Origin of the sequence: Streptomyces melanosporofaciens (assembly GCF_900105695.1) — a bacterium.
Lineage (GTDB): Bacteria > Actinomycetota > Actinomycetes > Streptomycetales > Streptomycetaceae > Streptomyces > Streptomyces antimycoticus.
The window spans coordinates 8,863,730-8,886,310 of sequence record NZ_FNST01000002.1; the positions used below are offsets into that span (position 1 = coordinate 8,863,730).

The window sequence follows — 22,581 nt, forward strand, 5'->3', positions numbered from 1 at the left end:
GAGTCGCACCCATGTGCGGAATCACCGGCTGGGTCTCCTTCCACCAGGACCCCCGCACCCAGGCCCCGGTCATCGAGGCCATGACCGCCACCCTGACCCCGCGCGGCCCCGACGCGGGCGGAGTCTGGCTCGGCCGGCGCGCCGCGATCGGCCACCGCCGCCTGGCCGTCCTCGATATCGCCGGTGGCGTCCAGCCGATGACCGACCGGCCCGACGCCCCGACCACCGTGCTCACCTACAGCGGCGAGATCTACAACCACCACGAACTGCGCACACAACTCACGGGCCTGGGACACGAGTTCCGCACCCGCAGCGACACCGAGGTGGTGCTGCGCGCCTACGCCGAGTGGGGCGAGGAGGTGGCCGGCCACCTGGACGGCATGTTCGCGTTCGCCGTCTGGGACGAGCGCGCACAGCGGCTGCTCCTGGTCCGCGACCGGCTCGGCGTCAAGCCCCTCTTCTGGGCGGAGGTGGACGGCGGTCTGGCCTTCGCCTCCGAACCCAAGGCGCTCTTCGCCCACCCGGAGCTACGGCCCCGGGTGGACGCGGACGGGCTGCGCGAGGCGTACAGCCTGCTCTTCACCACCGGTCCGACGGTGTGGTCCGGTGTGCGGGAGGTCGAGCCCGGCGGTCTGCTCCTCCTGGACCGGGACGGCATGCGTGAGCGCCGCTACTGGCGGCTGGAGGCCGACGCCCACCCGGACGACCGGGACGCGACCGTGGCCCGCGTGCACGACCTGGTGAGCACCGCCGCCCGCGCTCAGCTGGAGGCCGACGTCCCCCTGTGCTCCCTGCTGTCGGGCGGCATCGACTCCACCGTCCTGACCGCCCTGCTCGCCGACGAACTGCGCCTGCGCGAAGGCCCGGACGCCCGGATCCGCACCTACGCCGTCGACTACAGCGACCAGGCCGAGAGCTTCACCGGTGATGTTCTGCGCACCGGCCACGACACCCCGTACGCCACGGAAGCGGGCGCGTTCCTCGGCACCGACCACAGCACGGTGGTGCTGGACCCGCGTGCCCTGCTCGACCCCGAGCACCGCAAGGCCGTGGTCGTGGCCCGCGACTCGCCGATCGGCGTCGGCGACATGGACACCTCGCTCTACCTCCTCTTCGGGGAGATCCGGAAGCACTCCACCGTCGCCCTGTCCGGCGAGGCGGCCGACGAGGTCTTCGGCGGCTACCCCTGGTTCCACAACCCCAAGGCGCTCGCCGCGCCCACATTCCCCTGGCTGCTGGTGACCGGCGACGAGGCCGCGATGCCACTCAACCCCGAACTGGACCTGCGCATCGGCGAGTTCCGTGACGACACCTATCGCACCGCCCTGGCCGCCGTACCGCACCTCGGCGGCGAGACTCCCACCGAACACCGGCAGCGCGAGCTGCAGCACCTCTCGCTCACCCGATGGCTGCGTCAACTCCTGCATCGCAAGGACCGGTTGAGCATGGCCCAGGGTCTGGAGGTGCGCGTCCCCTATTGCGATCACCGGCTCGTCGAGTACGCCTTCACCACCCCCTGGGCCCTGAAGAGCTTCGACGGCCGGGAGAAGAGCCTGCTGCGCGCGGCGGGCACCGGGCTGGCCCCCGACTCGGTGCTGCACCGCCCCAAGAACCACTACCCGGCCACCCATCACCCCGACTACAACCGCGGTCTGCAGAACCTGGCCCGCGACGCCCTCGCGGATGACACCGTCCGCTCACTCGCCGACGAGACCCGCCTCAAACCCTGCCTCGACACCCCGCCCGGCCACCTGGAGTGGGGCCACCGCCTCCGCCTCGAACGCGTCGTCGACCTCGCCCTGTGGCTGGACCACCACCAGCCCGAACTCGCCCTTTGAGGAGCACCTCCCATGACCCTCCAGGAATCCGGGACGGCCCCCGAGGCCCTGCCCGAGCCCGTGCCGCTGATGGGCTGCCCCTACAAGAGCAACCCGTACCCCCTCTACGAGCGGATGCGCGAAACCGGCCCGGTGCACCGCGTCCTTTTCCCCAGCGGCGTCCACGCCTGGCTCGTCACCGGCTACGACGCCGCACACTCCGCGCTGGGTGACGACCGCCTCGGCAAGAACCACGACCGGGGCAACGACCGCTGGCGCGCCCGCGCCTCGATCATGCCCGAGCCCCAGCACTCCCGGCTCCAGGTCCACCTCCTCCACCAGGACCCGCCGACCCACACCCGTATGCGGCGCTTTGTCACCGACGCCTTCACCCCGCGCCGTATCGAGCACCTGAGGCCCCGTTTCCAGGAGCTGGCCGACACCCTCGTCGACGCCCTCCCGGAAACCGGCCCCGCGGACCTTGTCACCGGTTTCGCCGCCCGCTTCCCCTTCCAGGCCCTCGCCGAAGCCATCGGCCTGCCACCCGAGTTGGCAGCCCGCTTCGACCGCGACTGGGGCAAGGTCGTCCAGCCGGTCGGACCGACCGACCCCGGACGCCCGCTGTACGAGGCCCGCCTGCACGGGCTGCAGGGCTACATAGCCGAGGTCGTCGCCCACACGCGCGAACACGGGGCGGACGACCTCCTCAGCCGCCTGGTCGTGGCCCGTGACCGCCGCGAACTCTCCCAGGAGGAGCTGGACTCGATGATCTTCCAGCTCCTGGTGGCGGGCCAGGAGCCGGTCACCAACCAGATCACCACCGCACTGATCGCCCTCTTCCGCCACCCCGCCGAACTCGCCCGGCTGCGCGACGACCCGGAGCTGATGCCCCGCGCCGTCGACGAACTCCTCCGCTATGACAGCGCCTTCGAGCTGACCACGTGGCGTTTCTTCGACCAGGACAGCGATCTGCACGGCACGGACGTCCCGGCCGGGGACTCGGTGATCGTCTCCCTGTGCGCCGCCAACCGCGACCCGCGCCGCTTCCCCGACCCCGACACCCTCGACCTGGACCGCTCGCCCAACCCCCACCTGGCCTTCGGCCACGGCATCCACTTCTGCCCCGGCGCGGCCCTGGCCCGCGCCGAACTCCAGATCGCGCTGGGCACCCTCCTGGCCCGCCTTCCCGGACTCCACCTGGCCATCGACGACGGGGACATCGAGTGGATCCCGGCCGTCCTCGGCCGGGGGACCAACCACCTGCCCGTCGGCTACGACCGACGCGTCTGACCTGACGCCTTTCGACCGCAGGCTCCCCCCATCCGGCTCACGGGGCGGCCCCGCGCCATCCGTGTGCGGACCGCCCCGGCCGACCATCCGCACCCCATCCGCCGGCGCCCGGCGCGCCACGCCGAGGCGCCGTGCGGCCATGCCCGCATGCCCCGCGTTGCGCATCCCCTCACGGAGGAACCCCCCTCATGCCGCTGACGACCGCATCGGACACCCGCCCCACGAGCAGCACGAGCGCCGCCATCCTGGACCTGCTGCTGCCGTACCACCGCACGACCGACCCCGCGCCCGCGGCGGCGGAGGCGTTCGCGCGCCAGCTGCGCCAGATCGCCGGGTTCGTACGCGCCGGAGAACCCGTGGTCTTCACCCTGCCCGGCTTCCCCTGCAAGTCCCCGAACCCCGCAAAGGTCCTCGGCCACCTCCCCGACCAGGGCGAACGCCTCTCCCTCGGCTTTCTGAACACCCTGTGCGAGGAGATCGAGCGGGTCCACCCACCGGGCGCCCGCGTGATCATCTGCTCCGACGGCCATGTCTTCGGCGACCTGATCCGCGTCCCGGACGACCACATAGACGCCTACGCGGACGGACTCAGACGCCTCATCCGGGAGTCCGGCCTGCACCGCCTCTCCGTCTTCGACCTGCGCGACGTCCTGGGCGACCTGCCCCACGACACCAAGCGCGCCCAGGTGCACGAGCGGTACGCGCCCACCCTGGCGGCGCTGCGAACCGAGGTCCGCTCCGAGGACCACACCCTCGCCCTGTACCGGGGCATCACCCGGTTCCTCGTCGACGACACCGCCGACTTCACCGGCACCCGCTCCGCCCTCCAACGCGAGTGCCGCACACGTGCCTACGGCGTCATCCAGCGCAGCCGAGCCTGGGGCGACCTGATCGCCGAGCACCACCCGGGCTCCGTACGGCTGTCCATCCACCCCCAGCCCATCGGCGCCCCCAAATTCGGCCTCCGCCTCCTCGACGCGGCCGACGTCTGGACCACCCCCTGGCACTCGGCCGCCCTGCACCGCACCGACGGCACCTGGACGCTCATGCCCCGCGCCCGCGCGGAACAGCTCGGCCGTCTCGTCCACCGCGACCGCCGACCGAGCCACTATGAACAGGGCTGAGCAGGTCACCCGCTCGCTGGGCGAGCCTGGTGTCGTGACGCGCATCACCGCGAGGCGCCGGAACTCGGTTGCCGGGCGTCCCGACTCCTCTACCGGTACGGCCGGACCCGCTGAAGCCGTACGGAGTGATCGGGAGTTTCCTCATATGACGCAGCCCCGCCCCTCTGCCCGCCGGACGCCGGGTGTGTTCCTGTCCAGGGCACTGCCCCCGCCGGCGCTGTGCGGATTTCTTCTGCTGCTGGTGATGGTGTTCGCCGTTTCCTACACCGTCGGCGCGGGCGCCGGGCCCGTCGCCCCCGGTATGCACGGCACCAGCACGACAGACGGCGGCTCAGGAGACGGGCAGGGCGGTGGCGGCATGGACATGAGTGACATGGACCAGGGGAGTGGGCGCTGATGGCCGGCGAACCGGCAGCGGTGGCCGTCGTGACCGACCTCGCCATCGGCGGCATGACCTGCGCCGCCTGTGTGAAGCGTGTCGAGAAGAAGCTGGCCGGGCTGGACGGGGTCACGGCCGGTGTGAACCTCGCCACCGGCCGGGCACGGGTGAACCACCCGCCCGAGGTCGGCCTGGACCAGCTGATCGCCACCGTCGAGCAGGCCGGCTACACCGCCGCGCTGCCCGAGCCGCCCAAGAAGGAACGGCGCGAGGACGGAGACGAGGCGGAGGACGCCCGGCAGGAGCGCGACCGGCTGGTGACCACGGCCTTGCTCGCGGTCCCGGTGCTGGTCCTGTCGATGGTTCCCGGTCTGCAGTTCCGCACTTGGCAGTGGCTGTGCTTCGTCCTCGCCGCCCCCGTCGCCGTCTGGGGAGCCTGGCCCTTCCACCTGCGGGCGGCGCGCGGCCTGCGCCATTCGGCGGCCACCATGGACACCCTGGTCTCGCTGGGTGTCGCGGCCTCCTTCGCCTGGTCCTCCTACGCGCTGTTCTTCGGCGGGGCCGGCGGTCCCGGTATGCGGATGCCCTTCAGCCTGGTGCCCACCGCCTCGGACGGCGTCGCCCATATCTATCTGGAAGGCGCCGTCGGCGTACCGCTGTTCGTCCTCGCCGGCCGCTTCCTGGAAACACGGGCCCGGCGGGGGACCGGCGCGGCGCTGCGCGCCCTGGCCCGGCTGGCCGCCAAGGAGGTGTCGGTACGCGACGGCGACGGCGAGCGCCTGGTCCCGATCGAGGAACTGCGGGTCGGTCAGGTCTTCGTCGCCCGGCCCGGGGAGCGCCTGGCCACCGACGGCACGGTGGTGGAGGGCAGCTCGGCCGTCGATCTCTCCCTGGTCACCGGGGAGAGCGAGCCGGTGGAAGTCGGCCCCGGCACGCCCGTGATCGGCGGTGCCGTCAACGCCGGAGGGCTGCTCCTGGTACGGGCCACCGCGGTGGGCGCCGATACCCAACTGTCCCGGATCACCCGGCTGGTGACCGAGGCCCAGGCGGGCAAGGCACGGGCGCAGCGGCTCGCCGACAAGGCCGCGGGCGTCTTCGTCCCGGTCGTGCTCACCCTGGCCGTCACCGTCCTCGGATTCTGGCTCGGGGCCGGCGCCGAGCCGCAGGCCGCGATCACCGCGAGCGTGGCCGTCCTGGTCGTGGCGTGCCCTTGCGCGCTGGGCCTGGCGACCCCCACCGCGCTGATGGCGGCGACCGGCCGGGGCGCCCAACTGGGCGTCCTGGTCAGCGGACCGCAGGCGCTGGAGGGGCTGCGGCACCTCGACGCCGTCGTCCTGGACAAGACCGGCACCCTCACCTCCGGGCAGATGAGCGTCGCCCGGGTCACCGCCGTGCCGGGCGGACTCGGTGAGGAGGAACTGGTCCGGCTTTCAGGCGCCGTCGAACAGGGATCGGAACACCCGCTGGGGCGTGCCATCGCCGCCCATGCCCGGCGCACCGATCCCGGAGAGCCGCTCCCGGCCGTGGCCGACTTCGCCGCGCTGCCGGGGAAGGGTGCGCGCGGGCGGGTGGAAGGACGGCTGATCGAGGTCCTGGCTCCAAACGACGCGTTGCCCCCGACACTGGCTCGAGCACTGTCGGCCTCCGAGACCGCCGCCCGCACACCGGTCGTGGTCCGCGTCGACGGCGAGCCCGAGGCACTGATCGAGGTCGGGGATGTGCAGCGACCGGGAAGCTACCGGGCCGTGGAGCGGCTCCGCCGCCTGGGCGTGCGACCGGTGCTCGCCACCGGCGACCGCGAGGCGCCCGCCCGCGCCGTCGCCGCCGACCTCCGCATCGAGGAGGTGCACGCCCGTTGCGCCCCGGAGGACAAGGCCGCCCTCGTCCGCGAGCTGCGGGAGCAGGGCTACCGGGTCGCCGTCGTCGGTGACGGTGTCAACGACGCGGCCGCCCTGGCCGGGGCCGACCTCGGCATCGCCATGGGCACGGGCACGGATGTGGCGATCGGGGCGGCCGACGTGACGCTGGTACGCGGTGACATCGAGACCCTGGCGGACGCGGTCCGCCTCGCCCGCAGTGCGCTGGGCACGATCCGCGCCAATCTGCTCTGGGCGTTCGGCTACAACGTCGTGACCGTCCCCCTGGCCATGGTCGGTCTGCTCAACCCCATGCTCGCGGCGGCCGCGATGTCGGTCAGCTCGCTGCTCGTGGTCGGCAACAGCCTGCGGCTGCGTGCCTGGCAGCCGTCGCCGACCGGCCCACGCCCCTCCCGGCCCGCCGCGCCTGCCGCCCGGAAGCCACTGTGACGCCCATATACGCCGCCGGTGGACTGCCCGGCCGCGGCTGCGACCCGATACCGAGGTGGAGACCCGCCCGATGACGACCCCTTCCTGGACGCCCACCCGCCGTCGCCTCACGGACTCCCTGCGGGCCGCGGCCGCTCCGTTCTGCGCCTGTGTCCTCGCACTGGGCGGCCTCGCCACCTGGACCGCCTCGGGCAACGCGGGCAGGCCCCCGCGCATCGGCGTCACCGACGCACAGCTCTTCCTCCCCGCCCCGGGAGTGCCCCGGACCGCCGCGTTCTTCCGCGTCACCAACACGGGCGGGGTGCGGGACCGGTTGGTCGAGGTGACCTCCTCCGCGGTTGCCGAGGGGATCTCGCTCAGCCGTCACCGGATGACCGGGCGGGGTGCCGCCTCCCGGCAACTCGCGGACTCCCTGCCCGTTCCGGCGGGCGGCACGCTCGACATGTCACCGTTCACCAGCGATGTGACCGTCCCGGCCACGGCCCGCTGGCGGCCCGGAGACCTGGTGCCCTTCACCCTCCGCTTCGAACACAGCGGACGTGTCGAGACCAACGCCGTCGTCGTGCGCCCCGGCGATCGGTGATCACGCCCGGGCGGCACCCGGTTCGGCACGCCGTTGAGTCCTGGCCAGGACGACGCTGAAGATGATGACCGGGAGCACGAGCGTCGCGGCGAAGGCATTGAGTCCGCCGAAGCCGATCGCGTTCATCAGGGGTACCAGGGCGATCGAGGCGTGGCCCAGACCCGACAGAAGCGCGGACGCGAGGTGTATCGCCTGGCCGGCGACGGCGATCGGCATCGGCCCGAACCTGTCGGCGAGCCGGCCGACGACCGGTGAGAACGCGTACATTCCGAGCAGATGGCCGCTGATGGTGATGCCGACGGACCGCCCCGTCCACGGTGCGGCGCCGTGCCGACCACTCGCTCTTCGGCCACCCGCTCTATCAGCAGCCCGCCCTCGACGGCCGGCTGCACTGGGCGTCGACCGAGACGGCGACCGCGCACACCGGACACATCGAAGGCGCCCTCGCCTCCGCGGAACGCGCGGCCCACGACGTCCTGGCCGCGCCGCCGGGCACCACCGGCCGCCCGCCGCAGCGTGAGCGCTACGAGCTGACCGGGGTGCGGAACCCGCGAAACGTCACCGGCTTGCGGGCCTCGAAGCCCAGCCGTTCGTACAGCGCGATGGCGCCCGTGTTGGTGTCGGCCACATGCAGGAAGGGCCGCTCGTCCCGGGACACGATGCGCGCGGCGAGCGCGCTGACCAGGCGGGCGGCGTAGCCTCGCCCGCGCGCTTCGGGGGCGGTGCAGGCCGCGCTGATCTCGGTCCATCCCGGCGGCCGCAGCCGTTCCCCCGCCATCGCCACCAGCGTGCCGTTGTCGCGGATGCCGAGATAGGTGCCGAGTTCGAGGGTGCGCGCCCAGAACGGCCCTGGCTGCGTCCGCCCCGCCAGATCGAGCATCTCGGGCACATCGCCCGGGCCCAGTTCGACCACGCCAGTACGGGCCTCGGCCTGGGAAGGGATTTGCGAGCTGCCGGCGCCCGCCCGGACCATCTGACGCCCTTCGAGGACGAAGACGGGCTCCCACTGCGACGGCGGGATCGACGGGCAGTCGAACATGTCCGCGAACCCACCTGGCCCCAGCAGCCGGGCCAGGTCGGCCCACTCCGCCGAGCACGCCTCGACGGGCACCGCGGAGAACGTCGCCACGCCCGGCAGATAGCTGACGGCCCCACCGCGTCCGCGGGCGAGATGCGCGTGGTGCCCCCGGAGCGACGCGCCCACCGGATCGTCGAGTACGACAGCGTTGCCGTCCGCCATGGTGCGGTGCCTTTCGGGTTGCGGGTCAGCGGGTGCGGCCGCGGGCCTTGAGGGGCACCGGGGGGAGCTCCGGGGCGGGGAGCGGGGCGCCGTCGTAGCCGTGCACCGTACCGAAGCGGGTGCCTGCCGCCCAGTCCTCGCGCGCCTGGGTGATCTCATCGTGGGAGCGGCCGATGAAGTTCCACCACATCACGATCTTCTCCTCGAAGGGCTCCCCGCCCAGCAGCATGAACGCGCTGTCCACATCCGCGCGCAGCGGCAGTTCGGTGCGCCCGCAGCCGAGGTAGAGGAGGGAGCCGGGGGCGAGGCGGACCCCGTCCACCTCGGCCTCGCCGGACATGGTGAGCGCCGCGTACTCGAAGTCGGGACGCACCGGCAGCCGGGCGTCGGTGCCGGCCGCGAGGGCGATGTCCGCGCCCATCAGCGGAGTGAACGTGGTGCCGGGCGAGGCCGCGCCGTCCAGTTCGCCGAGGATGACCGTCGCCCGCAGCCCTCCGCCGCCGGTCACCCGGGGCAGCTCGGCGTGGTGCTCCCACCTGGGGGCGATATGGCGGTCGCCGTCGGGCAGTGCGACCCACAGCTGGGCCCCGTGCAGCAGGCGGGCGTGCTCGCGCGGGGACTCCTCGGAGTGCGCGATGGCCCGGCCCGAGGTCATCAGCCCCAGCTCGCCGGGGCGCACCGTCTGCAGACTGCCGACGCTGTCGCGGTGCAGCACCTCGCCGTCGTGCAGCCAGCTGACCGTCTGCAGCCCCATGTGCGGATGCGGAGGGACCTGCATGCCCGGCTCCTGGGCGATGTCGTCCGGGCCGTAGTGATCGATGAAGCACCAGGCGCCGACCATGCGCCGCCCGAGGTTGGGCAGCAGCCGGCGCACCATCGTGGATTCGCCCAGCGGGACCTGTTTGGCGGCCAGCAGCTCGCGAACCGGCTGGGCGGTGACGTCATCGCGGCCGCCGCATACGGTCGCCGCGGGCCTCACATCGAGATTGCTCATGACCGCACTCTCCCATCAGGGGACGACTCGCGCTCACCCGTATGGCTCTGGGCGTAGCCGTACGAGGCGATCGCCCCGTACACCAGCGCCGCGCCCAACAGCCAGCCGCCCAGCACATCGCTGGGCCAGTGGACGCCCAGATACAGGCGGGTGAAGCCGACGCCCAGCACGGACACCGCGGCCACGGCGATCATGAGCCGCAGCCACCTCGCCGGGGCACCGTGCAGTGTCATCAGCCACAGCAGCAGCCCGAAGGCGACGATCGCGGTCAGGGCGTGACCGGAGGGGAACGCCGCGTAGTGCGCCGAGTCCACGGGATCCGGCCACCGGGGGCGCCCCCGGCCGACGGCGGCCTTCACCGCCTGTTGCAGCGCCGTGCCCACCGCCGCCGTGACGGCGACCCAGAGGGCGAGCCGCCGCTCCCGGCGCCACAGCAGCCACCCCACGGCCACCGCCAGCAGCGCACGCATCGCCCAGGGGTCCCAGATCCAGTCCGAGAGCACTCTGTTGGTCCGGGTCCAGCCGTGGTGCTCCACGGCGGAGCGGTGCAGGGCGACGACGATCTCCCGGTCGACGCTCCCCAGGGGCCCCCAATGGGCGGCCACCAGGGGGAGCAGCACCAGGAAGAGTGCGGTGAACACGGCCGCGGTGCGGGCGGCTCGGCGGAGGAGGGTTGCCGGCTGCATGGGTCGATGATCGCCGACGGGCGGCTCTCGGAGCCAGGAGGCCCCTCTGGCGGCCGGGAGCCGGGGGGCTCTTCTGACCGGCCGGAGCCAGGAGCCTCGTACCGCGAACGGGAGCCTCGTGCCGTGAACGACTACCCCAGCACCCGCAGCGCCGGGACGAGGGTGACCATGAGCGGGACGGCCGGGACGAGCGCCGCGGTGGCCGTAAGGCGCCAGCGGCGCCCCACCGAGAGGCGGGAGGCCGGGGCCAGCAGCCGGTCCACCCGCTTCGGGACCTGGGCGAGCGCGCTGGGGCTGGGGCCGAACACCCCGCGCTCCTCGTTGAGTTCGACCAGCGCGAGCGCGGTGGTCGTCCGCCCGAAGCGCCGGGACGCGGAGTCGTCGGCGGCCAGCTCGACCAGCCGGTGCACCTCGTCGCGGAACGCCGCGAACATGGTCACCTGCGGAAAGCCGGTGGCCAGTGCGCCCGAGCAGTGCAGCAGCCAGTGGTGGCGGGCGCGGGCGTGGCCCTGCTCATGGGCGATGACGGCGTCCAGCCGACGGCCCTTGAGGCGGCGCAGTGCCGCCGTGGTGATGACGAGCTGGGGCGTGGTGCCCGGCAGCGTGGTGCCCGGTAGCAACCAGGCGTCCGGCTTGTCGCCCTCCAGGACGACCAGGCGCTCCCCGCTGGGCTCCTCACCGGGCAAGACGGGGGAGCGGACGAGGAGTTCCGCGCGGTGCTGCCTGCGCCAGGCGCGGGCGCGGCCGATCTCGCGGGTGAGCATCACCGCGCTCCAGACGGCCCCGAGGGCGAGCACCAGGGCGATGGGCGCGGCCAGCGGCCCGTAGCCGGAGAGCGCGTACGCCTCCACCACGCCCTTGGGCGCGGGGGCGAAGACATTGCCGCGCACGGCCTCCCAGGCGGCCGCGGCGGTGAGCGCCATGGTCAGCGCGCAGCACAACAGCACCCCGACGACCACGCACTGCCACACCCATAGGGCGAGGACAGGTTCGCGGTCGATCCAGTCGGAGCGGGACAGCAGGCGCGGCGCCATTGCCGCCGCCAGTGCGCCGAGGCCCATCAGCGCGAACGGGACCAACATGGCGGTCACCCTATGATCGCGAAGCTGGGGCCGGGTACGGTCACGGCGGGGAAGTGACGCATACCACGGTGCGGCTACGGGTGGGGCTATGGCCCGGCCCGCCGCCCGTTCACACGGTGAGCAGCATCGCGAACATGCCTATCCCCATCGACAGCCTGCAGGCATGCCGCAGCTCGGGCCGTCGTGACCAGCCGATACCGGACGAGCCCGCTCCTGCGCCCGCCCCCGACCCGACCCCGGCGCCGGCCCCCGCATCGTCCACCGATCTGGCCCCCGCGCCGTCCAGTGCGCCGTCCGTCATCGGTATGAGCCGCAGCCCGGACCGTACGACGTAGACCGCGAAGTACACGAGCAGTACCCCGGTCAGCAGCGGCACCCCGCCGGCCATCCGGCCCGGTGCCATCTGGCCGGTGTGATGGTGGCCGCCCGTGGTGCCCGTCATCATCGCGAGCGCCATGTAGACCATCGCGAGCGCCCCGATGGCGTGATGCAGACGGTGCCCCGGAAAGCCCGCGCCGCTCGCCCTCGGCAGCAGAGCCCTTACGGCGGCCACGGCGAAGACCGCCGCGAACGCGGGCGGACCCCATGGCCGCGGGTCCAGCACGGTGGAGGGCACCGCCATCGCCGCCATCCCCCACCCCATCACTGCCTCGGCGCCCGCTACCCGCCGCCCCGGCCCGGGCGGCTCACCGCGCATCTGCAGCAGACAGTAGGCACCCGTGGCCGCGCACAGCGCGACCAGCAGCCAGCCGACGAGCGGAGTTCCGTGCACGGCACACCTCCCGAAGGGGGACGTAATACCAGGAGACATCCCCTGCCGCGGCGCCACACACGGGAGCGCATGGACGCAGTGGGGGAGCGCGAGGCGTGCGGAGTGGTGAGGGGCGCGCGGCGCGGTATGGCACCGTGAGAGATGCGGCCCGTGGATCACGCAGGCCCCCGCCGCACCACGGGACGTGAACAGCCGTTCTACGAGGAGGAGAGCCCGTGTCGAATCCACCGCTTCCCGAGGCCGCGGTCGCCATGCTCGAGAAGCCCAACCCGGCCGTTATCGCGACGATCCGGTCCGACGGCCAGCCGGTCTCCACGGCCACCTGGTACCTGTGGGACAACGGCCGGGTCCTGGTCAACCTGGACGAGGGCCGCAAGCGGCTCAGCCATATCCGCAACGACCCCAGGGTCACGCTCACCGTGATCGACGAGGCGAACTGGTACAACCACATCAGCCTCATCGGCCGGGTCGTCGAGCTCCAGGACGACGAGGACCTGTCCGGAATCGACCGGCTGTCCCGGCAGTACCTCGGCAAGGACTACCCCCAGCGGGACCGCGGCCGGGTCAGCGCCTGGATCGAGATCGACCGCTGGCACGGCTGGGGCGAGCACAAGGAGAACAGCCAGCCCGGCTGACGCCCCGGGTACCGCTCGCCGTCCGCCCCACCACCCCGGCCACCGCGAGCCGGGCCGGCGGGCGGACGGCGGCGGGGCGGCCGCACGCCGTCCGTATCCGCGCTCCGCTGCTAGATCCCTGGCCGGTAGCGAATCGGATGATCCTCTGGCACCTCGACGACAACGATTTTGAGTCCGTCCGGATCCGCGATCCACATCTCCACCAGCCCCCACGGCTCCTTCTTCGGCGGGCGCAGCACCTCGACCCCCTGCGCGGTGAGCTCCTTGTGCGCCGCCGCGGCGTCCGCGACCTGGAGCCACAGCTGGGGGCCCGGGGCGGGCGGGGTGTCGGAGCGGCCGGAGACCTCCAGGAAGCCCCCGCCGAGGAAGTAGACCGTGCCCCGCTCGGGGCCCGTCCCGAACTCCCGGAAGACCGCGAGGCCCAGTGCCTCGCCGTAGAACGCCCGGGAGCGCTCGGGGTCCGTCGGCCGCAGCAGAATGCGACTGCTCAGTACGTGAACCATGCCGCGACCTTACGCAACCCGACCCGCTTGGGGCAGGTTAAGGTCACTTTGCCGCCGCCACCACCGACCGCCCCCACCCCCGCTCGCCGAAGGGACTCCCCGACACCATGGACACCGCGGACGCCAGCGTACGAGTCACCGCCTCCCCGCTCGCCTTCCGTCCGGCCACCGAGGCCGATGTGGAGGCGCTGGTGCCCCTCATCGAGTCGGCCTACCGCGGGGACGCCAGCCGCGCCGGATGGACCACGGAGGCGGATCTCCTGGCCGGGCGGCGCACCGACCCGGAGGGCGTCGCGGCCGTGGTGCGGTCCGAGAACAGCCGCATGGTGATCGTCGAGCGCGACGGTGAGCTGATCGCCTGCTGCCAGCTCGAGCACCGCGGCGACCACGCGTACTTCGGCATGTTCGCGGTCCGGCCCACGCTGCAGGGCGGGGGCCTGGGCAAGGCGATCCTCGCCGAGGCCGAGCGGTGCGCGCGGGCGGAGTGGGGTGCGACGCAGATGCATATGACGGTGATCACCGCCCGTGAGGAGCTGATCGCCTGGTACGAGCGGCGCGGCTACGCCCGTACCGGCGAGCGGTCCCCGTTCCCGTACGGCGATGAGCGGGTCGGCGTGCCGCGCCGTGCCGACCTCGAGTTCGAGCTGTTGGTCAAGCCCCTCGACTGAGCGCCGCTTACGCCGTACGGGTGATGGTGGCCCGCGAGGGCGTCAGGCCGTGAAGCGCGCCGCCCGCCGGATCTCCGGGAAGTCGGTGGTGGCGCCGTCCAGGCGGAGGCCGCGGACCAGCTTCAGATGGTCGGGGGTGTTCACGGTCCAGCCGATCACCCTGAGGTCGGCGGCGTGCGCCCGCTCCACCAGCTCCAGGGTCACCCTGCGGATGTTGAGCACCAGCATCCCGGCGTCCACGGCGTGCGCCCGGTCGATCACATCGAGGCCGAAGCGGCTGGCCACGAGGGCGGTGCGGGCGGTCGGGAGCAGGCTGCGGATCTCGGCGAGCGCCTCGTCGTGGAAGGACAGGACGTCCACCCGGTCCAGCAGATCGCGGCCGGTCAGCACCTCCGCCAGCGCCCGGGCGGCCGCCGTGTCCTTGATCTCGGCCTGGAGCGGCGCCTTGACGGCGTCCACGACCTCCTCGAAGACCGGGATCCGCTCACCCTCCCCGGCGTCCAGCTCACGCAGCTCCGCGAGGGTGAAGTCGCTGATCGGGCCCTTGCCGTCGGTGGTGCGGTCGACGTCCGCGTCGTGCATCACCACGAGCGCGCCGTCCTTGCTGAGGTGCAGGTCCAGTTCGATGACGTCCATGCCCTCGTGTTCGGCGCGGACAAAGGATCGGAGGGTGTTCTCCGGCTCGACGCCCATCACTCCGCGGTGTCCGATGGTGAGAAAAGTCAACGCTGTCTCGCTCTTCTGACGGCCCTTGACGGCCTTCGTCGGGTCGTCTTCGTCGGGTCGGGGGAGGCAGTGGGGAGGCAGATTCGTCGGCTCTCGGCGGGCGGGCCGCCGGACCGGCGCACACCATACCGGCCGCTCATGACAGGACTGCTCAAGCGGGGCCGTGGCATGAGCCGAGCCGATGGGGGCAGGAAAAACTGCGGTGGTGCGGGTGTGGCACAGGATGATTTCCCGTACCGTCGCTTGAGCCAGGAGGTGTCCGATGGATACGGTGGCTGTACGCAAGTTTCTCCGGTGAAGGAGTGGTCATGACGGAAATTCTTTCGTCCCCGATAGCTGAAGGTGGCGTTCTGCCTGCAGAGCGTGTGGTCGAACATCCGGCCTGGCCGACCCTCAAGGACGCCGTCGAAACGTTTCGCCCGTGGCAGTCCAAGGACGGCTCCATCGACTTCGACGCCGAGGGCGCACCCGCCCGCGAGACCGCCGCGGCGACCATCGCCCGGGTGATCGAGGCCATCGAGGGGCTCGCCCCGCTGCTGCCGCACGACGCCGACTACCACCGGGCGGTCGTCGCGGATCTGCGCCGCTGGGCCGAGAGCGGCTTCGGCGTCCCCGACTTCCTCGACTCGCTGCTCGCCTTCCAGCCCGCCCGCACGCGTGCCGACGGCCTCCAGCACCTGGTGGTCTTCCCCATGTACACGCAGAACGGCAACCCGGACCGCAATCTGGAAGCCGTGGTGCTGCGCATGGTCTGGCCGGACTGGCTGGCCGAGCTGGAGCGCACCCGCTATGACAACCCGCTCTACTGCGGCCTGGCCTTCGAGGACTTCACCTCCGGCTACGACACCAACTCCGCGGTGCTCTTCCCGGAGACCATCGCCGTCCGCGAGGCCCCCGAGCGGTTCACCTGGGGCGGCATCTTCTGCGACCGCGAGGCGGCCCGCTTCCGCCGGGTCAGCGATGCCGCGGTCCAGGCTCTGGGGCTCGAACTCCCCGAGGACATCCGGGACATGCTCGCCGACCAGCGCCGCTGCCAGGAGGCGTTCGCCCTGTGGGACATGGTCCACGACCGCACCCACAGCCATGGCGACCTGCCGTTCGACCCCTTCATGATCAAGCAGCGGCAGCCGTTCTGGATGTACGGACTGGAGGAGCTGCGCTGCGACCTCACGGCCTTCAAGGAGGCCGTGAAGCTGGAGGCCGAGGGCGTCGCCCAGGGCCGTGACGTCCAGTACGCCGTGATCTTCGACCGGATGTTCCGGTTCCCCGTCACCGGCGCGCGGGTCCGCAACTACGACGGGCTCGGCGGCCAGTTGCTCTTCGCCTACCTCCACCAGCACGACGTCGTACGCTGGACGGACAACACCCTGCATATCGACTGGTCCCGCGCCTCGCAGGTCACCAACCAGCTGTGCGGCGAGATCGAGAAGCTCTACCGCGACGGCATCGACCGCCCCAAACTGGTCCACTGGTTCAAGGCGTACGAGCTGGTGTCGACGTATCTCGCACCTCACCCCGGCTCGGTCTGGGCCAAGGGCCCGGAAGCCCTGGACCTGACCCAGCCGCCGCGCAAGCTCGTCGATGACGTGCTTCCCGACGAGTTTCCGCTGAGCATGTTCTACGAGGCGCTCGCGAAGAAGCTGCGTGACGTGGTCGCCTCCACCAAGGGGATCACGGCCGGCAGCGACCTACCGGCGGCGGCATGAGCCCCGCGACGGCGGACGGCCGCCGTACGGGGAAGGACGAGGAGGCAGCGAGCATGACCACACCGACGTCGAGCCCCAGCCCGAACGAACCGGGCGAGCGGCCGCTGGACGGTGCGGTGGTGGCGGTGGCCGGCGCGGCAGGCCCCGCGGGCCGGGCCACGCTGCTCCGCCTGGCCGAGGCCGGTGCCACCGTCGTCGCCTCCGACTCCGACCCGGCGCGGCTGGCCGAGGCGGTGGACGCGGCGCGCTACGCCCACGGCGGCGCCAGCGTCACCGGCGAGACGGTCGACCTGCTCGACCTCGACGCCGCCCGCGCCTGGGCCGACCGCACCGAGAAGGAGTTCGGCCGGGTCGACGGGCTGATCCACCTGGTCGGCGGCTGGCGCGGCAGCAAGACCTTCGCCGACGCCCCGCTCGCCGACTGGGACACCCTGCACAATCTGCTGATCCGGACCGCCCAGCACACCTCGCTGGCCTTCCACGACGCCCTGCTGCGCAGCGGCAAGGGCCGCTTTGTGCTGATCAGCGCGGGGGGCGCGAGCAAGCCCACCGCGGGCAACGCCGCGTACGCCGCCGCCAAGGCCGCCGCCGAGGCGTGGACGCTCGCGCTCGCCGACTCCTTCCGCAAACTGGGGGGCGAGGGCGGCCCCTCGGCGGCCGCTGCCATCCTGGTGGTCAAGGCGCTGGTGCACGACGCCATGCGGGCGGAGCGCCCCAACGCGAAGTTCGCGGGCTTCACGGACGTCAAGGAGCTGGCCGAGGCCATCACCGGACTCTGGGACCAGCCCGCCCAGGAAGTGAACGGAACCCGCCTGTGGCTGACCCCCAAGCCGTGAGGACCGACGCCCGTCGCCACCACGACCCCGAGGTGAGCGGCTTCGCCAGCGACAATTACGCCGGCGCCCACCCGGAGATCCTCGCCGCGCTCGCGCTCGCCAACGGAGGCCATCAGGTCTCCTACGGCGAGGACGACTACACCGCGCATCTGCAGTTCGTCATGCGCAGCCACTTCGGCCCGCACGCACAGGCGTTCCCGGTCTTCAACGGGACCGGCGCCAATGTGGTCGCCCTGCAGGCGCTCACCGACCGATGGGGCGCGGTCATCTGCGCCGACACCGCCCATATCAACGTCGACGAGTGCGGGGCGCCCGAGCGCGTCGGAGGGCTCAAGCTGCTCACCGTCCCCACCGAGGACGGGAAGCTCACCCCCGAGCTCATCGACCGCCAGGCATGGGGCTGGGAGGACGAGCACCGGGCGATGCCGCAGGTCGTCTCGATCGCCCAGAACACCGAGCTCGGCACCGTCTACACGGTGGACGAGATCCGCGCCATCTGCGATCACGCCCACGAGCGCGGGATGAAGGTCCACCTCGACGGCGCCCGGATAGCCAACGCGGCCGCGTCCCTGGACGTGCCTATGCGCTCGTTCACCAATGCGGCGGGCGTCGACATCCTGTCCTTCGGCGGCACCAAGAACGGGATGCTCTTCGGCGAGGCCGTCGTCGTCCTCGATCCGGACGCGGCGGGCGCCATGAAGCATCTGCGCAAGCTGTCCATGCAGCTCGCGTCCAAGATGCGGTTCATCTCCGTCCAGCTGGAGGCCCTGCTCGCCCGCGATCTGTGGCTGCGCAACGCCCGCCACGCCAACACCATGGCCCAGCGGCTGGCCGACGGCGTGCGCTCGGTGGACGGAGTGACGATCCTCCACCCGGTCCAGGCCAACGCCGTCTTCGCCCGCCTCCCGCACGAGGTGAGCGAGCGCCTCCAGAAGCGCTACCGCTTCTACTTCTGGGACGAGGCCGCGGGCGATGTGCGCTGGATGTGCTCCTTCGACACCACGGAGGAGGACGTGGACGGCTTCATCACCGCCGTCAAGGAGGAGATGGGCCGCTAGGCCCTCCGCGGGTGCGGTACGGGCGGGCCGCCGGGGCCCGCCCGCGCGGGTTTCGTCACCGGCCCCGGTCCAGGGCCAGCGCCTCGGCCGGGGTGGGAGCGGTGCCGCCCAGATGGGCCGGGACCCACCAGGTGTCGTCCGGGCCCTTGGGCCGCACCGGATACGCCCGCTGCGCCGCCTCCAGCAGCTCCTGCACCCGGCCGCGCAGCCGCTCCGTCAGGGTGTCCGAGGGCTCGGTCGGATCGGCCTCCATCGGCTCGCCGACCCGCACCGTGATCGGGAAGTGATGGCGGCCCAGCGCCCGCTTCTGACCCTTGGTCCACAGCCGCTGCGTGCCCCACAGCGCCATCGGCAGCAGCGGGACGCCCGCCTCCTGCGCCAGCCGGGCCGCTCCCGACTTGAAGTTCTTGAGGGCGAACGACCGCGAGATCGTCGCCTCCGGGAAGACCCCGATGATCTCGCCTGAGCGCAGCGCCTTCAGCGCGTGCTTGTACGCGTCCATGCCCGCCGCGCGGTCCACCGGAATGTGCTTCATCGCGCGCATCAGCGGCCCGGAGACCTTGTGCCGGAAGACCGACTCCTTCGCCATGAACCGCACCAGCCGCTTCGCCGGACGGGCGGTCAGCCCGCAGAAGACGAAGTCGAGATAGCCGATGTGGTTGCTCACCAGAACCGCGCCGCCCGCCTGCGGGATGTTCTCCGTGCCCTTGATGTCGAAGCGCAGGTCGAGCGCCTTGAACATGGTGCGGGCCATGCCGATCACCGGCGGGTAGACGAGCTCTGCCATTGAGGACCCTTCGTCGTATGCCCTGGGAGGGTTCTCCCGGCGAAGTTACGCGGCCGTAGGTTTCCGGCTTCTGGCAGATGGTGCCCGATGTCGTCTCGATGTGCTACCGGACGGCGCCGCCCGGCCAAGAGATCCTCATCACGTCGGGGGCCTCCGGGGAATCTCCGGGCCGCCCGTGGCGCTGCACCGGGGAGGTCCCATCGGGAGGAGACAGGTGCGAGACGGCGACGGAGAGCGGCGGCTGGGCGCCGCCGAGCTGGGCGCGGAGCTGGGGGAGCGGGCGACGCTGCTCCAGTTCTCCAGCGCCTTCTGCCAGCCCTGCCGGGCCACCCGGCGGACGCTGTCCGAGGTGGCCGCGATGGTGGACGGGGTGGCGCACGTCGAGATCGACGCCGAGGCGCGGCTGGAGCTCGTCAGGGCCCTGGGCATCGCCCGTACCCCCACCGTGCTGGTGCTCGACGCGGCCGGGCGGATCGTGCGGCGGGCCTCCGGGCAGCCGCGCCGGGCCGATGTCATCGCCGCTCTGGGTGATGCCGTGTGACCCACCGCGCCCCGGACCCACTTGACGGTCCGCACCCGCCGTGGCCAGGGTGAACATCATGCGGCCTGGACTCCTTCTCTGCGGACGTGGGCACGAGACCCCGGTGCGGACCGCCGGCGCACGGTGTCCGGGCGGGTGAGCGAACGACGACAAGCACCGCCCCCCGCCCGTACCTCCGGCGTAAGGACAACTCCATGACGGCAACGCACGACCTCGGCACGTCCTCGCTCGCGACGTCCGACCTCTTCCGCTCCGTCTTCCGTCGGCACGCCTCCGGCGTCGCCGTGATCACCGCCCAGGGCACCCGCCCCGTCGGCTTCACCGCCACCTCCCTCGCCTCCGTCGCCGCCGAGCCGCCGCTGCTCTCCTTCGGCGTGGGCAGCGGCTCCTCGAGCTGGCCGGTGCTCTCCGAGGCCGAGCACATCGGTGTCCACATCCTGGGCGAGCACCAGCGGGAGCTGGCCGCGACCTTCGCGCGCAGCGGTGCCGACCGCTTCGGACCGGCCACCGACTGGCGCTCGGGACCGAAGGGGGTACCGGTGCTGGACGGGGTGCTGGCGTGGCTGGTGTGCCGGGTGGTGGCCCGTATACCCGCCGGGGACCACCGGGTGGTGATCGGCGAGGTGACCACGGGCACCGCGGCCGGGGCGGGCCGTCCGCTCCTGTACCACCAGGGGCGCTTCAACGCGCTGCGCGACTGAGCCGCGCCCTCCCGCCGGCGTGCGCTCCTCCCGCTGATCGCCGCGTTGGCAAGGTCACAGTTCACGCGGCTTGCGTCCGGGGAATGAGCTGGGTGTACTGACGAGTAATATTTTGCTGCGGTGCATGGGCCGCCCCGGCAGGAAACCGCCCGCGGTACCGCCCGGGTCCCGCCCCCGAAGGCGCCTATGCTGCCAGCAACAAGGCAGCTCGGTAGAGACGATGCAGTAGGAGAGCCGGCGTGAGCTTGAGGATCGTTGTCTGTGTGAAGTACGTGCCCGACGCCACCGGCGACCGGCACTTCGCCGAGGACCTGACCGTCGATCGCGACGATGTGGACGGCCTGCTCTCGGAGCTGGACGAGTACGCGGTCGAGCAGGCCCTCCAGATCGCCGACGAGGCCGATGACGCCGAGATCACCGTGCTGACGGTCGGTCCGGAGGATGCCAAGGACGCGCTGCGCAAGGCGCTGTCGATGGGGGCGGACAAGGCCGTGCATGTCGAGGACGACGATCTGCACGGCACGGACGCGCTGGGTACTTCGCTGGTGCTGGCCAAGGCTGTCGAGAAGGCCGGGTATGACCTGGTGGTCTGCGGGATGGCGTCGACGGACGGCACGATGGGTGTGCTTCCGGCGATGCTGGCGGAGCGGCTGGGTGTGCCGCAGGTGTCGCTGCTGTCGGAGGTGTCGGTCGAGGACGGCACGGTGAAGGGGCGCCGGGACGGTGACTCCGCGACGGAGTTGCTGGAGGCGCGGCTTCCGGCGGTGGTGTCGGTGACGGACCAGTCGGGTGAGGCGCGTTACCCGTCGTTCAAGGGCATCATGGCGGCGAAGAAGAAGCCGGTGGAGTCCTGGGATCTGGAGGACCTGGAGATCGAGGCGGACGAGGTCGGTCTCGAGGGTGCCTGGACCGCGGTGGACGGTGCCACGGAGCGTCCGGCCCGTACCGCGGGCACGATCGTCAAGGACGAGGGCGAGGGCGGCAAGCAGCTGGCCGCCTTTCTCGCGGAGGGCAAATTCATCTGATGCCGCCTGGCGGGTCAGAAGTTCATCTGAGCCGCGCTGTCCTTACCGTCCATTTCTTTCGCATGTCGCAGGAGAGCGATTCCCATGGCTGAAGTCCTTGTCTATGTCGACCACGTGGACGGTGCCGTCCGCAAGCCCACCCTTGAGCTGCTGACTTTGGCCCGCCGTGTCGGCGAGCCCGTCGCCGTCGCGCTGGGTGCCGGTGCCGAGAACACCGCGTCCGTTCTGGCCGAGCATGGTGCGGTGAGGGTGCTGACCGCTGACGCGTCCGAGTTCGCCGACTACCTCGTGGTCCCGAAGGTGGACGCGCTTCAGGCCGCGTATGAGGCGGTGTCGCCGGCCGCTGTGTTGTTCCCGTCCTCCGCGGAGGGCAAGGAGATCGCGGCGCGCCTCGCGGTCCGTATCGGGTCGGGCATCATCACCGACGCGGTGGATCTGGAGGCGGGTGAGGGGGGTCCGGTGGTGACGCAGTCGGTGTTCGCGGCCGCTTTCACGACCAGGTCCCGGGTGTCCAAGGGCACGCCGGTGATCACGGTGAAGCCGAATTCGGCGGCGGTGGAGGCCGCTTCGGCCGCGGGTGCGGTCGAGGGGTTGTCGGTGTCGTTCTCGGAGCAGGCGAGGGGGACGAAGGTGGTTTCGCGTACGCCGCGTGAGTCGACGGGGCGTCCGGAGTTGACTGAGGCGGCGATCGTGGTCTCCGGTGGCCGTGGTGTGGGTGGTGCGGAGAACTTCCCGGTCGTCGAGGCGTTGGCCGACTCCCTGGGTGCGGCGGTGGGTGCTTCGCGTGCGGCGGTGGACGCGGGCTGGTATCCGCACACCAATCAGGTCGGTCAGACCGGTAAGACGGTCTCGCCGCAGTTGTACATCGCGGCGGGTATCTCGGGTGCGATTCAGCACCGGGCCGGTATGCAGACCTCGAAGACGATCGTGGCGGTCAACAAGGACGCCGAGGCTCCGATCTTCGACTTGGTCGACTACGGCGTGGTCGGTGACCTCTTCGAGGTCGTCCCGCAGCTGACCGAGGAGGTCAAGACCCGCAAGGGCTGATCCTCCGCGATCCCCGCAGGGCATTCCGCGAGGCCCCGTACGCGATGCGCGTACGGGGCCTCGCGGCTGGCCGAA

Annotated in this window: 24 protein-coding genes and 1 pseudogene; 16 read left to right on the plus strand and 9 right to left on the minus strand. The window is 71.9% G+C overall.

What is annotated here, in order from left to right; genetic code table 11:
* The first annotated feature begins 11 nt into the window (after window positions 1-11).
* The 6 genes from asnB to BLV72_RS40595 all read left to right on the plus strand — a co-directional run bounded on the left by asnB (window position 12) and on the right by BLV72_RS40595 (window position 7,499).
* Window positions 12-1,838, plus strand: coding sequence for an asparagine synthase (glutamine-hydrolyzing) (asnB, locus tag BLV72_RS40570; protein WP_093468730.1), 1,827 nt, complete (start codon window positions 12-14; stop codon window positions 1,836-1,838).
* A 12-nt stretch (window positions 1,839-1,850) separates the two neighbouring features.
* On the plus strand, window positions 1,851-3,107 hold the full coding sequence (locus BLV72_RS40575) for a cytochrome P450 family protein (RefSeq protein WP_093468732.1): 1,257 nt from the start codon (window positions 1,851-1,853) through the stop codon (window positions 3,105-3,107).
* 188 nt (window positions 3,108-3,295) lie between these two features.
* Window positions 3,296-4,231 (plus strand): L-tyrosine/L-tryptophan isonitrile synthase family protein, encoded by a 936-nt coding sequence (locus BLV72_RS40580; protein WP_093468733.1) that lies wholly within the window; start codon window positions 3,296-3,298, stop codon window positions 4,229-4,231.
* 145 nt (window positions 4,232-4,376) lie between these two features.
* Window positions 4,377-4,628 (plus strand): hypothetical protein, encoded by a 252-nt coding sequence (locus tag BLV72_RS40585; RefSeq protein ID WP_093468735.1) that lies wholly within the window; start codon window positions 4,377-4,379, stop codon window positions 4,626-4,628.
* Window positions 4,628-6,916, plus strand: a complete 2,289-nt coding sequence (locus tag BLV72_RS40590) for a heavy metal translocating P-type ATPase (protein WP_093468736.1) — start codon at window positions 4,628-4,630, stop codon at window positions 6,914-6,916. The genes BLV72_RS40585 and BLV72_RS40590 overlap by 1 nt, the downstream gene beginning before the upstream one ends.
* 70 nt (window positions 6,917-6,986) lie before the next feature.
* Window positions 6,987-7,499, plus strand: a complete 513-nt coding sequence (locus tag BLV72_RS40595; protein ID WP_093468738.1) for a copper chaperone PCu(A)C — start codon at window positions 6,987-6,989, stop codon at window positions 7,497-7,499.
* Here BLV72_RS40595 and BLV72_RS40600 read toward each other — a convergent pair whose 3' ends face one another.
* On the minus strand, window positions 7,500-7,715 hold the full coding sequence (locus BLV72_RS40600) for a hypothetical protein (protein ID WP_143059853.1): 216 nt from the start codon (window positions 7,713-7,715) through the stop codon (window positions 7,500-7,502).
* Window positions 7,716-7,816: 101 nt separating this feature from the next.
* On the opposite strand from BLV72_RS40600, the pseudogene BLV72_RS50660 reads away from it, so the two are divergent.
* A pseudogene (locus BLV72_RS50660) lies at window positions 7,817-7,918 on the plus strand (hypothetical protein); the annotation flags it as partial.
* Between the two features lie 104 nt (window positions 7,919-8,022).
* Here BLV72_RS50660 and BLV72_RS40610 read toward each other — a convergent pair.
* From BLV72_RS40610 to BLV72_RS40630, 5 genes are all read right to left on the minus strand, one after another.
* Complete coding sequence (locus tag BLV72_RS40610; protein WP_093468741.1) at window positions 8,023-8,739, minus strand: GNAT family N-acetyltransferase; 717 nt, start codon at window positions 8,737-8,739, stop codon at window positions 8,023-8,025.
* Window positions 8,740-8,764: 25 nt separating this feature from the next.
* Entirely contained in the window at window positions 8,765-9,733 is a 969-nt protein-coding gene (locus BLV72_RS40615; RefSeq protein ID WP_093468742.1) for a pirin family protein, read from the minus strand.
* Window positions 9,730-10,419: a phosphatase PAP2 family protein gene (locus BLV72_RS40620; protein ID WP_093468744.1), complete on the minus strand. Its 690-nt coding sequence runs from the start codon at window positions 10,417-10,419 to the stop codon at window positions 9,730-9,732. Before BLV72_RS40620 ends, BLV72_RS40615 begins: the two co-directional genes overlap by 4 nt.
* A gap of 131 nt (window positions 10,420-10,550) precedes the next feature.
* Window positions 10,551-11,501: a M56 family metallopeptidase gene (locus BLV72_RS40625; protein WP_093468745.1), complete on the minus strand. Its 951-nt coding sequence runs from the start codon at window positions 11,499-11,501 to the stop codon at window positions 10,551-10,553.
* A gap of 109 nt (window positions 11,502-11,610) precedes the next feature.
* Window positions 11,611-12,273: a DUF5134 domain-containing protein gene (locus BLV72_RS40630; RefSeq protein WP_093468747.1), complete on the minus strand. Its 663-nt coding sequence runs from the start codon at window positions 12,271-12,273 to the stop codon at window positions 11,611-11,613.
* A 215-nt stretch (window positions 12,274-12,488) separates the two neighbouring features.
* Between BLV72_RS40630 and BLV72_RS40635 the strand changes: the two genes are divergently transcribed.
* Window positions 12,489-12,908, plus strand: a complete 420-nt coding sequence (locus BLV72_RS40635; RefSeq protein WP_093468748.1) for a PPOX class F420-dependent oxidoreductase — start codon at window positions 12,489-12,491, stop codon at window positions 12,906-12,908.
* Between the two features lie 110 nt (window positions 12,909-13,018).
* Here the strand turns inward: BLV72_RS40635 and BLV72_RS40640 are convergent, their stop codons facing one another.
* Entirely contained in the window at window positions 13,019-13,411 is a 393-nt protein-coding gene (locus BLV72_RS40640; RefSeq protein ID WP_093468750.1) for a VOC family protein, read from the minus strand.
* A gap of 107 nt (window positions 13,412-13,518) precedes the next feature.
* Here BLV72_RS40640 and BLV72_RS40645 point away from each other — a divergent pair, with 107 nt between their 5' ends.
* Window positions 13,519-14,079: a GNAT family N-acetyltransferase gene (locus BLV72_RS40645; RefSeq protein WP_093468751.1), complete on the plus strand. Its 561-nt coding sequence runs from the start codon at window positions 13,519-13,521 to the stop codon at window positions 14,077-14,079.
* Between the two features lie 42 nt (window positions 14,080-14,121).
* On the opposite strand, the gene BLV72_RS40650 is transcribed toward BLV72_RS40645, so the two are convergent.
* A complete protein-coding gene (locus BLV72_RS40650; protein WP_093468753.1) occupies window positions 14,122-14,805 on the minus strand; it encodes a glycerophosphodiester phosphodiesterase in 684 nt (227 codons plus the stop codon).
* Between the two features lie 308 nt (window positions 14,806-15,113).
* Between BLV72_RS40650 and BLV72_RS40655 the strand changes: the two genes are divergently transcribed.
* From BLV72_RS40655 to BLV72_RS40665, 3 genes are read left to right on the plus strand one after another with little or no spacing between them, the layout of a single operon-like run.
* Window positions 15,114-16,511, plus strand: a complete 1,398-nt coding sequence (locus BLV72_RS40655) for a DUF6421 family protein (RefSeq protein WP_093468754.1) — start codon at window positions 15,114-15,116, stop codon at window positions 16,509-16,511.
* A gap of 53 nt (window positions 16,512-16,564) precedes the next feature.
* The gene (locus tag BLV72_RS40660; RefSeq protein WP_093468756.1) at window positions 16,565-17,347 is read left to right on the plus strand and encodes an SDR family NAD(P)-dependent oxidoreductase; all 783 of its coding nucleotides are present in this window, start codon (window positions 16,565-16,567) and stop codon (window positions 17,345-17,347) included.
* On the plus strand, window positions 17,344-18,405 hold the full coding sequence (locus tag BLV72_RS40665) for a threonine aldolase family protein (RefSeq protein WP_208906103.1): 1,062 nt from the start codon (window positions 17,344-17,346) through the stop codon (window positions 18,403-18,405). Before BLV72_RS40660 ends, BLV72_RS40665 begins: the two co-directional genes overlap by 4 nt.
* Window positions 18,406-18,460: 55 nt before the next feature.
* On the opposite strand, the gene BLV72_RS40670 is transcribed toward BLV72_RS40665, so the two are convergent.
* Window positions 18,461-19,192 (minus strand): lysophospholipid acyltransferase family protein, encoded by a 732-nt coding sequence (locus tag BLV72_RS40670; protein WP_059149404.1) that lies wholly within the window; start codon window positions 19,190-19,192, stop codon window positions 18,461-18,463.
* A 175-nt stretch (window positions 19,193-19,367) separates the two neighbouring features.
* Here BLV72_RS40670 and BLV72_RS40675 point away from each other — a divergent pair, with 175 nt between their 5' ends.
* The 4 genes from BLV72_RS40675 (at window position 19,368) to BLV72_RS40690 (ending at window position 22,506) form a co-directional block, all read left to right on the plus strand.
* Window positions 19,368-19,733 (plus strand): TlpA family protein disulfide reductase, encoded by a 366-nt coding sequence (locus BLV72_RS40675; RefSeq protein ID WP_425288480.1) that lies wholly within the window; start codon window positions 19,368-19,370, stop codon window positions 19,731-19,733.
* A gap of 194 nt (window positions 19,734-19,927) precedes the next feature.
* Entirely contained in the window at window positions 19,928-20,434 is a 507-nt protein-coding gene (locus BLV72_RS40680; RefSeq protein ID WP_093468760.1) for a flavin reductase family protein, read from the plus strand.
* A gap of 239 nt (window positions 20,435-20,673) precedes the next feature.
* Window positions 20,674-21,459 (plus strand): electron transfer flavoprotein subunit beta/FixA family protein, encoded by a 786-nt coding sequence (locus BLV72_RS40685; protein WP_093466541.1) that lies wholly within the window; start codon window positions 20,674-20,676, stop codon window positions 21,457-21,459.
* 84 nt (window positions 21,460-21,543) lie between these two features.
* Window positions 21,544-22,506, plus strand: a complete 963-nt coding sequence (locus tag BLV72_RS40690; protein ID WP_093468762.1) for an electron transfer flavoprotein subunit alpha/FixB family protein — start codon at window positions 21,544-21,546, stop codon at window positions 22,504-22,506.
* Window positions 22,507-22,581 lie beyond the last annotated feature (75 nt).

Excerpts from the sequence above, each read along its gene's own strand:
- asnB (WP_093468730.1), top strand. The coding sequence starts at position 12 with ATGTGCGGAATCACCGGCTGGGTCTCCTTCCACCAGGACCCCCGCACC.
- BLV72_RS40575 (WP_093468732.1), top strand. The coding sequence starts at position 1,851 with ATGACCCTCCAGGAATCCGGGACGGCCCCCGAGGCCCTGCCCGAGCCC.
- BLV72_RS40580 (WP_093468733.1), top strand. The coding sequence starts at position 3,296 with ATGCCGCTGACGACCGCATCGGACACCCGCCCCACGAGCAGCACGAGC.
- BLV72_RS40585 (WP_093468735.1), top strand. The coding sequence starts at position 4,377 with ATGACGCAGCCCCGCCCCTCTGCCCGCCGGACGCCGGGTGTGTTCCTG.
- BLV72_RS40590 (WP_093468736.1), top strand. The coding sequence starts at position 4,628 with ATGGCCGGCGAACCGGCAGCGGTGGCCGTCGTGACCGACCTCGCCATC.
- BLV72_RS40595 (WP_093468738.1), top strand. The coding sequence starts at position 6,987 with ATGACGACCCCTTCCTGGACGCCCACCCGCCGTCGCCTCACGGACTCC.
- BLV72_RS40600 (WP_143059853.1), bottom strand. The coding sequence starts at position 7,715 with ATGCCGATCGCCGTCGCCGGCCAGGCGATACACCTCGCGTCCGCGCTT.
- BLV72_RS40610 (WP_093468741.1), bottom strand. The coding sequence starts at position 8,739 with ATGGCGGACGGCAACGCTGTCGTACTCGACGATCCGGTGGGCGCGTCG.
- BLV72_RS40615 (WP_093468742.1), bottom strand. The coding sequence starts at position 9,733 with ATGAGCAATCTCGATGTGAGGCCCGCGGCGACCGTATGCGGCGGCCGC.
- BLV72_RS40620 (WP_093468744.1), bottom strand. The coding sequence starts at position 10,419 with ATGCAGCCGGCAACCCTCCTCCGCCGAGCCGCCCGCACCGCGGCCGTG.
- BLV72_RS40625 (WP_093468745.1), bottom strand. The coding sequence starts at position 11,501 with ATGTTGGTCCCGTTCGCGCTGATGGGCCTCGGCGCACTGGCGGCGGCA.
- BLV72_RS40640 (WP_093468750.1), bottom strand. The coding sequence starts at position 13,411 with ATGGTTCACGTACTGAGCAGTCGCATTCTGCTGCGGCCGACGGACCCC.
- BLV72_RS40645 (WP_093468751.1), top strand. The coding sequence starts at position 13,519 with ATGGACACCGCGGACGCCAGCGTACGAGTCACCGCCTCCCCGCTCGCC.
- BLV72_RS40655 (WP_093468754.1), top strand. The coding sequence starts at position 15,114 with ATGACGGAAATTCTTTCGTCCCCGATAGCTGAAGGTGGCGTTCTGCCT.
- BLV72_RS40660 (WP_093468756.1), top strand. The coding sequence starts at position 16,565 with ATGACCACACCGACGTCGAGCCCCAGCCCGAACGAACCGGGCGAGCGG.
- BLV72_RS40670 (WP_059149404.1), bottom strand. The coding sequence starts at position 19,192 with ATGGCAGAGCTCGTCTACCCGCCGGTGATCGGCATGGCCCGCACCATG.
- BLV72_RS40680 (WP_093468760.1), top strand. The coding sequence starts at position 19,928 with ATGACGGCAACGCACGACCTCGGCACGTCCTCGCTCGCGACGTCCGAC.
- BLV72_RS40690 (WP_093468762.1), top strand. The coding sequence starts at position 21,544 with ATGGCTGAAGTCCTTGTCTATGTCGACCACGTGGACGGTGCCGTCCGC.